This is a genomic window from Nostoc mirabile CHAB5784 (genome assembly GCF_020829645.1).
Taxonomy (GTDB): domain Bacteria; phylum Cyanobacteriota; class Cyanobacteriia; order Cyanobacteriales; family Nostocaceae; genus Nostoc; species Nostoc mirabile.
Genome location: NZ_JAIVFS010000048.1, coordinates 1 through 12,385 on the forward strand (window position 1 = coordinate 1; position 12,385 = coordinate 12,385).

At 42.5% G+C, this 12,385-nt stretch carries 9 protein-coding genes; 5 read left to right on the forward strand and 4 right to left on the reverse strand.

What is annotated here, in order from left to right:
• Nucleotides 1–92: 92 nt before the first annotated feature.
• Both LC653_RS25555 and LC653_RS25560 read right to left on the reverse strand, forming a co-directional pair.
• The gene (locus tag LC653_RS25555) at nucleotides 93–3,872 is read right to left on the reverse strand and encodes a strawberry notch-like NTP hydrolase domain-containing protein (protein ID WP_229497518.1); all 3,780 of its coding nucleotides are present in this window, start codon (nucleotides 3,870–3,872) and stop codon (nucleotides 93–95) included.
• Nucleotides 3,873–4,185: 313 nt separating this feature from the next.
• A complete protein-coding gene (locus LC653_RS25560; RefSeq protein ID WP_229497519.1) occupies nucleotides 4,186–4,632 on the reverse strand; it encodes a hypothetical protein in 447 nt (148 codons plus the stop codon).
• A 352-nt stretch (nucleotides 4,633–4,984) separates the two neighbouring features.
• Here LC653_RS25560 and LC653_RS25565 point away from each other — a divergent pair, with 352 nt between their 5' ends.
• On the forward strand, nucleotides 4,985–5,935 hold the full coding sequence (locus LC653_RS25565) for an RpoD/SigA family RNA polymerase sigma factor (RefSeq protein WP_229497520.1): 951 nt from the start codon (nucleotides 4,985–4,987) through the stop codon (nucleotides 5,933–5,935).
• 343 nt (nucleotides 5,936–6,278) lie between these two features.
• Here LC653_RS25565 and LC653_RS25570 read toward each other — a convergent pair whose 3' ends face one another.
• Nucleotides 6,279–7,262 carry a Rieske 2Fe-2S domain-containing protein gene (locus LC653_RS25570; protein WP_229497560.1) on the reverse strand — a complete coding sequence of 328 codons (984 nt, stop codon included), beginning with the start codon at nucleotides 7,260–7,262 and terminating at the stop codon, nucleotides 6,279–6,281.
• Nucleotides 7,263–7,323: 61 nt separating this feature from the next.
• On the opposite strand from LC653_RS25570, the gene LC653_RS25575 reads away from it, so the two are divergent.
• Together LC653_RS25575 and LC653_RS25585 are read left to right on the forward strand one after the other, a co-directional pair.
• Entirely contained in the window at nucleotides 7,324–8,145 is an 822-nt protein-coding gene (locus LC653_RS25575) for a TetR/AcrR family transcriptional regulator (protein WP_443689862.1), read from the forward strand.
• 229 nt (nucleotides 8,146–8,374) lie between these two features.
• On the forward strand, nucleotides 8,375–8,758 hold the full coding sequence (locus LC653_RS25585) for a hypothetical protein (RefSeq protein WP_229497521.1): 384 nt from the start codon (nucleotides 8,375–8,377) through the stop codon (nucleotides 8,756–8,758).
• Here the strand turns inward: LC653_RS25585 and LC653_RS25590 are convergent.
• Nucleotides 8,739–10,745 carry a DEAD/DEAH box helicase gene (locus LC653_RS25590; RefSeq protein WP_229497522.1) on the reverse strand — a complete coding sequence of 669 codons (2,007 nt, stop codon included), beginning with the start codon at nucleotides 10,743–10,745 and terminating at the stop codon, nucleotides 8,739–8,741. The two genes, LC653_RS25585 and LC653_RS25590, sit on opposite strands and share 20 nt — an antisense overlap.
• Before the next feature lie 394 nt (nucleotides 10,746–11,139).
• Here LC653_RS25590 and LC653_RS25595 point away from each other — a divergent pair, with 394 nt between their 5' ends.
• Nucleotides 11,140–11,706, forward strand: a complete 567-nt coding sequence (locus LC653_RS25595; protein ID WP_229497523.1) for a D-glycero-alpha-D-manno-heptose-1,7-bisphosphate 7-phosphatase — start codon at nucleotides 11,140–11,142, stop codon at nucleotides 11,704–11,706.
• Nucleotides 11,707–12,026: 320 nt separating this feature from the next.
• Nucleotides 12,027–12,371, forward strand: a complete 345-nt coding sequence (locus LC653_RS25600) for a hypothetical protein (RefSeq protein ID WP_229497524.1) — start codon at nucleotides 12,027–12,029, stop codon at nucleotides 12,369–12,371.
• Nucleotides 12,372–12,385: the final 14 nt, after the last annotated feature.

The following is a 12,385-nucleotide window of genomic DNA, read 5'->3' on the forward strand; positions in this document are numbered from 1 at the left end:
ACTGGGTTGACTTATACGACAGTCTTAAAGAGAAAAAGTAAGTCTCATTATTTTGTTCGCGAAACTTATCCGCGAACACATTTTTCTTTGTTTTACCCTCTATTCCTCCTTAACCGAGCAGTATTGACACCACCATCAGCGTCGTAGATACTATGTGTCGGAATTGACACAGCAGCATGACCAGATTTGGAGTTGATCATGAGCCTTCCAAGATATTGAGTGGCGAACTCCAACATCTCAATAGCCGTTTTGATGCTATTCTTCTGGGTGCGCTCAATTTTCAAGTAGTTGGTTGTACTATTTGTTGCAGGGTGTGTATAAACTACTTCCTGGCTTTCGATGGTAAAGCGTTCAGCCCGAAGTGTCTCTACACCCATCTCATAGGCCCCTGCCGCGATCGCTGCTTCAATCTGCTGACTTAGCAACAACTCAAAACGCTCGAAAATGATGTTTTGCATATTAATTCGTAAAGCCAACAGGCGATTCAGGAATTGCCGCAATAGGGGCAAGTCGATTTTCATCCCGCCTTCATGAGAGGTTAAGCTGAGTCCAGTCATTTGCTCGAACTTTCCTAAAGGCACTTCATAAAATCGACCTTGGTATATTTGTCTGAATAGCTCATACAGGGCGTGTTCTGCATAGTTAGACTCCAAATTATCCTTAGCTTCAAATATCCCATTGCCACCGGTCTGCCGTTGACCGCGAGTAAGAGCGCCCAAGCTGTCCAGCCGTCGAGCAATGGTTGAGATAAAGCGGCGTTCACCGATGACGTTAGTGGTAACAGGTCTGAACACGGGTGCAGATGCTTGGTTTGTGCGGTGCGATCGCCCAAGCCCTTGGATTGCGTTGTCTGCTCTCCAGCCGGCTTCTAAAAGATAGTGCGATCGCCGCCGCCGATTCACAGCATTTAGATCAGCATGATAACTTCTGCCTGTGCCACCAGCGTCACTGAAGATGAGGATTTGTTTGTCACCCTGCATAAACGCAGCAGTTTCAGCAATATTCGCCCCACTACCCCGTGAATCCACAAACAAACGTCCAGATTCATCTTTCAAAACTCGCTTGCTGCGACCAGTTACTTCGGCAATTTGTTTGTTACCGAAGTGCCATAGCAATTGTTCTAATGCACCAGGGATTGGATCAAGACTTGCTAACTTATCGACTAACGCATCTCTCAAGGCTACAGCTTCTTGGGAGATAATCGGAGAGCCATCGGCATCAAAGACTGGCTCGGATCTTTCTTCTCCATCCTCGCCAGAATGAATGGAATGCAGATGAATGGGGAAAGCACTCATCAGGTAATCCATAACATATTCCCGTGGAGTCAGATCAAGATTGAGATCCTGCCATTCTGAAGCAGGAACTTCATCAAGTCGTCGTTTCAAAAGTTCTTCATTAGTTGAAACTATTTGAATGACAACTGCAAGACCTTGGGCTAGATCCTGCTCAATCGCTTTGATCAGGGTAGGGCATTTCATGCCAGTCAACAGATGATTGAAGAATCTTTGCTTATGCGACTCGAACTGAGACACTGCGCTCATCTTCGCAGCACGGTTGTAAGTCTTGTCACCAGAGATATTACAAGCTTCCAGGGCTTTATCTAAATTATGGTGAATAACTTGAAAAGCATCAGAATAGCTGTTATAACTCCGTTCCTGCGTGGGCGTTAACTCAATTTCGAGAGTCTGATACTCAACTCCCTCGAATGAAAGCGATCGCGCCAAATACAGACCGAGCGCTTTCAAATCTCTAGCGACGACTTCCATTGCGGCAATACCACCGCCCTCAATGGATTCCACAAAATCCTCACGGGAGGTAAACGGAAAGTCGCCCGTCTGCCAAAGCCCCAGACGATTGGCATAAGATAGGTTGGAAACCTTCGTCGCTCCAGTAGCAGAAACGTAGATAACCCGTGCCTGTGGTAATGCGTTTTGCAACCTCAGCCCAACAATGCCTTGTTGGGATGCTGCAACCATGCCCAGTTTACCCTCTTGAGCCATTGCATTGCCCATACTGTGGCACTCGTCATAGGCGATCGCTCCCTCAAAGTCTGCTCCTGCCCATTCAACGATTTGCTTAAGCCGACTTTTACCATTCTTTTGTGAACGTAGAGTAGAGTACGTGCAGAACAGAATGCCTTGGGTGAAGGGAATTGGATCGCCAAGCTTAATGTTGCTTAGGTCGATGATATCGCGCTCAGTACCACCCAGCGCACACCAATCTCTACGTGCATCTTCAATTAGGGCAGAACTCTTTGATACCCAGATTGCTTTTCTTCGTTTCTGACACCAGTTGTCGAGGATGATTCCTGCACACTGTCTTCCTTTCCCCGCACCTGTCCCATCGCCTAAGAACCAGCCACGACGAAATTTGACGGCATTTTCCTCGCCCTGAGCCGCAACAGTCACATTATCCCATGAATCATCCACAATATAAGACCCAGACAAAAATTCACAGTGCGCCTGACCTGCGTAAATAACGCTTTCAAGTTGTGCCTCTGACAACAAGCCTTGTGTGATAATGTTGCTAGGAAGATGCGGTTTATAAGTTGGTGGTGGTGGCGAGACAAGTGCTAGGGCTGCACTCTCACAAAGCAGTGAGGGGTGAGGTAAAGCGTCCTTGATTCGGATTCGCTGTGGGCGATAGGTTTCATATAAAGTATCTTTGAGTCCTTCTGTAGCAGACCATTCGACGACTTCATACTCCAACACTACTACGTCGTCTGGAAGAAAGGAAACTGTTTCTGGTTGAGCTACCACAGAGCGTTTTGGCAATTGAACAACTTTTGCGATGCCTACGGCGGGCGGGTACGCCATCGCAGTAGCTTTGATATCTGAACGTTCCCACGAAGATCGCTTAGGTAATTGCTCAATCAACGCTAGCAGTTCGGGCAAGTCCAAAGTTTCGGAAATACAGGGGATGTCGCCAGGATTATCAGTTGGAACTTTATCGATTACCGTAATTCGGGTTTCCATCGTCGTCCCGTGTTTCGAGTACACTTTGCCGTTAACCCCGACCGACATTAAAACTCGCGCTTTATCTTGCCAGTTAAGGAAAGTCTCTCGCCAGCTTGGGTTAGCCGGAGAGAACCAATTGGCTGTGATTGTTACCAGCCGTCCACCGTCAGCCAGTCTTTGCAATGCCGAGTTGATGTGGCTCTTAGTTGCGTCGGGGTTGCGACTGCTGATTTTGGGAGATGCAGAGAAAGGTGGATTCATCAGCACAACTGAGGGCTGAGTCTTGCGAACCAGATAGTCGTTAATCTGTTCCGCGTTTACTGAGAATAATGGTGTGCCAGGGAATAACCGTCGCAGAATCTTCGATCTATCGGGTGCAAGCTCGTTGAGCATCAGACTTGCACTGTGCAGTTTAGCCATTTGTGCCAATAGACCAGTTCCGGCACTTGGCTCCAGCACCAAATCAGTAGCTTGTATAAATCCTGATTTTGCTACCAGATAAGCAAGCGGCAGAGGGGTGGAGAATTGCTGAAGCTGTACTGACTCTTCACTACGGCGAGTATGCGTCGGGCAGAGGGCTACTAACTTCTCCAATTCCAATAATACTGTTAGCGGCGACTCTAATAAAAGCTTGTAACCTTTTTGACGCAGATATAATATTTGCGCCACTTCCACAGCTTCGTAAGCATCTTTCCATTGCCATGCACCAGACGCGGCAGTGCCTAGAAAGTAGCGATTCATCTGGGAAGAAACAGTTTTTGTAGAGAGAGGGCGATTATCTATTAAAACTTTTGCAAGCTCTTGGGCAACATTACTAACTGACTGCCCATAATCGATTACTGTTTGCAAATCGAATAAAGAACCTTGAGTGAAAAGTTTCTGTACCATTGCATCACTCACAATATTATTTTTCACTCTTGCTATGGCGAAGCCTTTCTCTTATTAATAAATGAGACAATTACCAAGAAAGAGAAAAGGGGGAAAGGGCACAGAATTTAGAACTTTTCCCACAAGGTATAAGCCCCTGTCTTAATTGTGGAGAACAAAAAAAGAAGATTTTTGAGATATGTAGTGCAAGAACTTAGCAGCGTCTTTATTTGAAACAAGAGCTTTTAAGTTACTGGTTCCCTTTCCCCTTCCCCCTTCCCCCTTCTTCATTAGCCTCATTTAAGCTTTTAAACTTTCAGACATTTATTTTTCGGTGATCAGCCGAAGGTTAAAAAGCGAATTAGCCAGCTTTACGCGGTCTGCCTGGCTTGCGCTTGTCTGAAGAATTTACATCAGTCTTTTTAGTTTTCGGTGACTTGTTGGCATTATTGTTAGCTTTATTTGAACGAGTAGTACGTTTTGGTTGTGATGAAATTTCTTTAACTGGAGGCAGCAATCTCAATGTAGGGAATGAGAGAATAACTGCTTCATTATTTGTACGGTGAACAACTTCATCCTCTAATGTCCAAGGATCTGGCAATTTTTCAAAAGTCCGAGCTTGTGGTGTAATTATTTCTGATACTGATGGAATTGTAGAAGCCGCTATATTGTCATTGCTAACCGAAACCACATTACTAACGTTAGCAGCCGATACAAATAGTCCATTAATGAACTGGAACATAACGAGAGTAACGAATGCCCAAAAGATGACTACGATTGTCAAAGTGAGTAGAGATTGCATATCCATGATTTTTTTTTAACTAAGTATTTGTAATTTTCGATTGATTTACGCAAAGCGTCTTTGAGCCTTGTCCAAATGTGAAGCGAATTTGAACATATCCTCTCTTCAAGAGAAGACTTCACTCTAAATTTAGCGTAGCGTACCTCTAATTTAATCAAACCAAATTTTTCATTACCTTAAAACTTAGTTACAAAATAAAGCAGGTTTTAGTATTTACCTATTTGAAGATTTCAAGTATTATATCTATAAATATATTTCACAAATATGAATATTGGTTTAGGTCTATGATTAAGATTTGACTTATTAGCTAATTATTGGAATAAAACATTTTATTCAAACGAAAAATAAAAGTATTCGTATGCCCAATCCAACTACCGACTTAGTTCGCTCCTACCTCAAAGAAATCGGACGCTACCCTCTGCTAACTCCTGAGCAAGAAATTACAAATGCTCGGCTTGTACAGCAGATGATGGCGATTGAAGAACAGCGTTCAAGCCTCGCACTTCAATTAAATCGCCAACCAACTGCAAAAGAATTAGCCACCTCGCTTGGGCAAAGCGATACTGAAGTACAATCAATCATTCAACAAGGTCAAAAAGCTAAAGAGAAAATGGTCACAGCTAACCTACGCCTAGTGGTTTCTGTTGCCAAAAAATACCAGAACCACAATTTAGATTTTCTCGATTTGCTCCAAGAAGGGGCACTGGGTTTGCAAAAGGGAATCGAAAAGTTTGATCCCAACCGAGGCTATAAACTATCGACCTACGTTTACTGGTGGATTAAGCAGTCAATAACACGGGCGATTGGAGAAAAGTCTCGCACTATCCGTCTGCCAATTCATATTAACGAGAAATTAAACAAAATCAGGAGAGTACAACAGCAACTGTCTCAATCTTTGGGTCGTCCTCCAGTTGTAGCAGAAATTGCCGAATCCTTAAATCTGTTGCCTAATCAAATACGTGAATATCTTCACGTTTCCCGCGCTCCAGTCTCGCTAGAAATGCGAGCTGGGGATGAGCGTGAAACTGAACTAGCCGATATTTTACCGATAGATGGTATTTCCCTAGATGAGCAAATAACTCAAGAGCTTTTACATCAAGACTTGAGTAAGTTGCTGATGTTGCTCAATCCAAGGCAACGAGAAGTATTGACTCTACGTTTTGGATTGGAAGATAATCAGCAACTAACTTTAAGTCAAGTTGCAGAACGCCTGAATCTTTGTCGAGAAACAATTCGTAAAACTGAACATCTTGCTCTAAAAATTTTGCGCTCTCATCGAAACAAGATTAAAGACTATCTTCTTAATTAGGACTAAAGGTTGTTTGACTCTAGTTTCATTTATATAAGTCGAACTCGCTACTCCAAAGATTGAGAACAAACCGCTACTACTGGTAAAAATGCCTCCAATTGCCTCTGTCTGGTTGCGATCGCGTACCTGTCATGAACCGGTGGCATCGCCTCTGCTTAATCCCCGGCGAAAAACCTCACTGTTTCAATCAAATGGTGCATGAATATATTGATGCCCAGAAACTATCCTTATAAATAGAACACCGAAGAAAGAACCGATGCCCAGCAAAACGATTTGGCAGTCTGCCCTACTGGGAAGATACTGCAATTTAAGGGTGTAGGAATCGATGGAATAGATTTGCTGTCTATTTGGAGAGATTCGGTTCCACAACGTCAGGAAAGCTCTCAAAATTGCGCCGCACCCAATCCATGCCTACTTCATTGTTTAGTTTAATTTTCTGAGGTGTATCCGGATAAATTTTGCTCAAAATATCTGCATCTTGCTCGACAACAACCTTGCCAAATTTTAGATAGGTGCTGCCAAACAGCTTAAAGACTGGATGCTTTGCCTGACCAAACAGTAAAATATAAGTCCGGGTGCGATTATCAGCTTCTGGCACGAAAAAATGACACTGGGCAGCTTTACCAAGCGGCATTTCGCCGTGAAAAATTATCAGGGATGGAAAGTGGTTTTCCAGGTGCGCTTTGATGGTACTGGGCAACAGCATTAAGTCAGGCTTTCTCAGCTTTTCGCTTAGGCTATAGGGAGCGGTCGGCATATCGTAGAAGGCATGGGAATGATGCCCATCGTCAACAAACTGATGAAACTCCACTTCGGTAATCCGAAATAAATCTCGGTGAGTACCATTTTGATGATTATAGTCATGCATGTTCAGCAGCATCGTCAGCAGATCCGTCTCGATGCTGCGATCGCCTGTATGCCCAACAAAATAGTATTTTTCGGCGATTTCATTCAACACAGTCGGAATGGCTATCTTCGGTGCATAGCCGCCATAGGACCAGATGAAATCCCCTTGAGTGATTAATTCTAGAGGTTGTAATTGAGCTAATGTTTTCTTACCTGATCCGGGTAAAACTGTACAACCTGCCGCATCAAACTGCAACGCGTGAAATGGACACACAACTGCACTTGTCCCATCGCTTTGAACTTCACACCATCCTTCCGATAGCATCGCGCCCATGTGAGGGCAGGCATTGGGTAAGGCATGAATCGCTCCGGCAGCATCCTTCCACATCACGTAATCACTGCCGTATAAAGAAATTTTTCGGGGTTGGTTCACAGACAACATTGACTTGTGCGCCAATAACCAAGGCGCACCGGGAAGCATTGAGTGCATGGTGTTCTCCGTTAAAGATAAAATTGTGAAAAATCCGTCGTGTTTCTAAAATATGACAGAATGTTCACGTTCGTCAAGCAGCGAGTTATCAAAAAATCTCCGTCGGCAACCCAAACAGCAGCGGGGTAAAGCACGGGTTGAAAAAATCCTGGATGCGGCAGCGGCGGTCTTTGATGAAGTGGGCTACGAAGCGGCGACAACTCATCTAATCGCAGCTAAAGCGGGAACAGCAATCGGCTCTCTCTATCAGTTTTTTCCTGACAAAGCTGCCATTTTCAAGGCGATGGAGTTACGCCATACGGAGCGAGTGAAAGCGATGTGGGCACGGGTGGACATCCCAGCCATTGTGCAACTGCCGCTTTGCCAAATGATTCATGCGATTGCCACTGCTGTAGCAGCGCTCTTTGAGCAACCCGTGTCACGGGTGGTGTTTGTGCAGTTTTATCTAGCCCGTGAAATTTTCCAAACGATCGATGAAAGCATGACGCAGGAAGCAATCAACTTCATGGCAAGTATCCTGAGGCAACGCAAGCCCGCCCTCGCCGAGGAACAGTACAGTCTGCTAGCAGAAGTGTGTGTACATAGCAGCAACGCGGTAATGCTGGCAGCCCTCCGCAGCCCAAATCAGGAGCACTGCCAACGGTTAATTCAGCAGATTGAGGACTTGCTGGTGTCGTATTTAGAGCCGCATCTGGGAGATTATCAGCCGAATTATGTAATGAAAGTAATGGTATGCCCTCAGTGTCGATCACAGCAGTTATCGAAAAATGGGTATCGCCGAGGCAAGCAGTGCTACCGCTGCAAGGATTGCGGGCGGCAGTTTGTAGAGGGTGGGCGATCGCATTTTTGCTATCCCAATGAGCCACCTGGGTAACTGAAGCTATCTTGGCATCACCGTGTCAAACCGGGTAGATTGTACGCGCTTGGCTGAAACTAAGATGAGGTAAGCCTTTCAAGAAGTGTTTTTTGGTGAAGGAACTATGATTATGCTGCTAGTAGTCTGCCAACCCAAAAATACACTATTGCCGGAATTCGGTTCATTCTCCAGCAGGGTCAACTAATACCATTTCGCAAAAAGTATGATACGGATAGTCAAGGAATAAATGAAAGAGCAAAATGAACTCCTAAAACAGCAGTTGATAGAAGCGATTTCTTGTCAAAATCTGCAAGAAATTCAAAAAATCCTAACTTTAGCACAATTAGAGGATGAGACAATAATCCTCAAAGAAGCTCTTGTGCAAGTAGAATATGCGAATTTTGTTTGGTTCTTGCAAGAATACGTAGGCAAGGAAAGTTATCAACAAGCCGTAAAGGATGTATCGACAAGCATGACTCAAAAACTAGTTGAAGGAGGTTTCAAGCCAGGGGTTGATTTCAACTTACACCCAGATGGTAGGATGTTGGCATCAAAGGAGGCAAATGAATATTTAGAAAATTATCAAGTTAATTCTGACCCAACATTGGAAATCAACTTAACCGGAACATGATCTTAGCAAGCTTCCCAAACCCTTGAGTAAAGGCATATTCAATCTCTGCGGGATCACAAATCTCTGTTAGTTTGGATCTCAGTCCAGGAAGTTCTCTAACCTCAATACAGATATTTACATATACATCTTTAATTTCCACATGGAACAGTCCAGCATTTATGTTTAAAAAATCACCTGTTAGCATTGAACAGTAAGTTAAGGATTCAAGCCATTGTGATTTGTACTTCACTCTAAAATAATTATCGCCTAAATTCTTTTTGAACTTAGATGACTTTTCCTGTGGTTTTGGCTCCCAGAATATACTATTCTCTAACTGCCCAAGGGCTTCTATTGTCGTTACATTAGTCGCCACATTGCTACTGCCTTGTTGTTTAAGCTTTTTCTGTTCAACAAAAGATATAGCCAGGATGCGGTTCTTATGCCGCTCAAAAGCTTCTTTATACAATTCCCATGCTTTTTTGGTAATTGCTGATTGGGATGGCTCAACCATTTTAACGATTTCGCGCCAATCTCCAAGAGTAAATTTAGTAATATTTTCAATAAAAGCGATGAAAATGGCGCTATAAATTTTAGTGGGACCTGCACCCCGTAAACCTTGCTTTTTTAGGGTATCAATAACTAAGTCTAATCTGTAAGTAGAAACAGAAAGGTCAATTTCTGCAAGCTCAAGGCTAAAACCCTGCCTAAGTCGAATTCTGCTAAAACTTGGCTTTGCAGAATTTTCTTTAGTAATAAAATCAATCGTTTCACCGCAGCTTGGACAAATAGCTTGGTGATGTTGAATCAGCACTCCATCCTCGTCAACTTCGGCATTAAAATTAGCTAATTCATCAGTTAGCGGTTTAAAAATATGGGTGCAATGCTCACATTGAATTAAGCCTTTGTTTTGTATTTCTGATATAGTTTTAGGCAATAAACTCCATTTGCGGACTTCATCAGGAAGTCCATGTTTTTTCCAATTATCGGTAATATCAATGATCACCGCAGTGGGTTTTAAAGTGTAAGTTCTTAGAACCCGCCCCAGCATTTGCAGCCAGAGAGTAGAGCTTTCAGTTGGACGGACACAGTAAACGCATTCAATATTAGGGCAATCAAAGCCCTCAGTTAAGATTTCGTAATTAGTAATTACTTGGGTTGTGCCATTGCGAAAACGCTGCAATATTTCTAATCTCTCTTGTGGGGGAGTCTTCCCATCCAAATGTTCGGCACTAATATAATTACGAGAAAATTCCGCAGCCAGGGCACGAGAATGTTCTAAGCTACAGGCGAAAATAACTGTACGAAGATTTCGTGCATATTTAAAGTAATTTTCAAGGATTTCACTAACTCCAATCTGGCTAGTGACGGCAACCGCTAGCTCTTTGGCTCTAAAATCCCCACGAGATTTTGCAACTCCAAGAGTAGAAATAGTTTGATTCGTTGCAAATAATCTAAAGTTACTTAAATACCCAGCCTGGATTAAGTAAGCCGTGTCAATGCCAATAACCAAATCATCAAATAAATCAACAAAACCTTGACCGTCAATTCTCTGAGGAGTGGCAGTTACACCTAATATCTGGGCGCTTTCATAATGTTCAATTAATCGTCGATAAGATAAAGCAGTTGCATGATGCGCTTCATCTAGTATCAAAAGTCCAATGTTCATTGGCAACTCTAATACCTCTCGTCTGCTTAAGGTTTGAACGCTAGCAACTTGAATTCTTCGCTCAGGATTAGCCAGAACACCTGCTTTGATAATTCCAACTGGTTCACCGATAATTTGTTCTAGCTTTTCAGCAGCTTGAGATATCAACTCAATCCGGTGGGCAATGACTAATACTTGCTTTCCTTGGTCAAAAAATTTATGAGAAATATGTGCAAAACACACCGTTTTTCCGGCGGCTGTCGGGAGTTGCCCAAGTACCCGCCTATTACCTTTCTCCCAAGAATTCCAAATATCTTTTATCCACTGATGTTGATAATCTCTAAGCTCGTAGGTAACAGGCATTCTAATCTACCTCAACAAGAATTTTTCTCCCGTGGGAATATTGCTCATTATGCCATAAGTTCTTAAAGTTAAAATACCGATAATCCTAATTCTAAAAGTAGTAAAGATGTTTGGGATTGAGTTGATGCAATTTTACTTTATAAAGAGCAAATTATAGAGATAATAAGCCGGAGGTGATTGATGCGGCCGCTCTGTTGTAAAGGGCTATACCTGCTTGATTATATTGGCGAGTATTATACTGTGCGATAATGCTGGACACGATCTTGCTTACGGGAGACACGGTAACGCCGTTGTCATCTTTTGCAAGTGGTATTAGATTTAAGATGGTGAAATATAATTCTTGAAAAATCAGAAAATTTGGCATCGAACTAACAAATTAAATTCGCAATCTCAAATGCCGGCGATATTTCTAGATAAAGATGGCACTTTAATTGAAAATGTACCAAACAATGTTGATCCGCAATTAATCGAAATGAAAATCGGTGCTATTGAAGGATTACAAATACTTAGCAAAGCTGGATATAAATTAATTGTGATTACTAACCAGTCGGGAGTAGCACGGGATTATTTTCCAGAATCTGCCTTAATGGGAGTGGAAGCGCGATTGAATGAAATATTAGAAAAAGCGGATCTATCGCTAGATGGGTTCTACTACTGTCCCCATCATCCAAATGGTGTGATATCTGAGTATGCAATTGCTTGCGAGTGCCGTAAACCTAAACCAGGCTTGATTTTACGTGCAGCTAGCGAACAAAATATAGATTTAGCAAATTCTTGGTTTATTGGCGATAATCTCAGTGATGTAGAAGCTGGACATAGTGCAGGGTGTAAAACGATTTTGATAGATGGGGGTAATCAGTCTCAGCCCCAAATATCTCGTTTAGGAATTGCTGACTATATTTTGGCTAACCTTTCAATAGCAGCACAAGTGATATGTAAGCATTCAGTATCTAATTTCTAAGATTTCTGGCATGAAATTATAGAAATTCCTGGAACAGGAAACCTAGAAAAATTTAGATTGATGACAAACAATCTGCCGTTCTGGTCAAATAATTCGTTGTTCTACAGTAGACTTCTCAAATATGCCGCACCAGTATAATAAATAGTTCCTTATCGTCTAGTGCTTGAAATGACTGTACCTGTTTAAATCCGGCTTTTTTCCATGATTTGAGCGCACGTTCATTAAATTGACAACAATGACAGCAGGCGCATCGCCTGTATGTGAGTCTTACGTATAAAGTTATGTTAAACTGTGTGCGAATCTGAAGTGCGTTTTTCTAAATGCGAATGCTATTAATAGCCAATACTGTTTTTGAAATAGGAATTGGTTGCGTATTTCTCTTCTTTCCAACTTTGCTTAATCTGGATAGCCAACTGTCTATTTCTTTAGTGCGGGTAATTGGATGCGGTGCTTTGTCTTTGGGGACTTTGAGTTTTTTAATGCTGGATTTGACTGATAAAAAAGAACTAAAACCAGGATTAATCGCTTTGTCTATTTTTCATAGTCTGGTCTCGATCGCCCAAATTTACAGTTTTGTTGGCAGCATGATTAATACACTTATAATCATTGTACATTCAGTATTTGCAGTGTTATTTACTAGTGTTTTATGGCAACGAATTAGATAAATTTAAAAGTGCTT

What these genes read in the sequence shown, in the direction of transcription:
- LC653_RS25595 (WP_229497523.1), top strand. Translation starts at nt 11,140, where the DNA reads ATGCCGGCGATATTTCTAGATAAAGATGGCACTTTAATTGAAAATGTA.
- LC653_RS25560 (WP_229497519.1), bottom strand. Translation starts at nt 4,632, where the DNA reads ATGGATATGCAATCTCTACTCACTTTGACAATCGTAGTCATCTTTTGG.
- LC653_RS25575 (WP_443689862.1), top strand. Translation starts at nt 7,324, where the DNA reads ATGACAGAATGTTCACGTTCGTCAAGCAGCGAGTTATCAAAAAATCTC.
- LC653_RS25600 (WP_229497524.1), top strand. Translation starts at nt 12,027, where the DNA reads ATGCGAATGCTATTAATAGCCAATACTGTTTTTGAAATAGGAATTGGT.
- LC653_RS25585 (WP_229497521.1), top strand. Translation starts at nt 8,375, where the DNA reads ATGAAAGAGCAAAATGAACTCCTAAAACAGCAGTTGATAGAAGCGATT.
- LC653_RS25590 (WP_229497522.1), bottom strand. Translation starts at nt 10,745, where the DNA reads ATGCCTGTTACCTACGAGCTTAGAGATTATCAACATCAGTGGATAAAA.
- LC653_RS25570 (WP_229497560.1), bottom strand. Translation starts at nt 7,262, where the DNA reads ATGCTTCCCGGTGCGCCTTGGTTATTGGCGCACAAGTCAATGTTGTCT.
- LC653_RS25565 (WP_229497520.1), top strand. Translation starts at nt 4,985, where the DNA reads ATGCCCAATCCAACTACCGACTTAGTTCGCTCCTACCTCAAAGAAATC.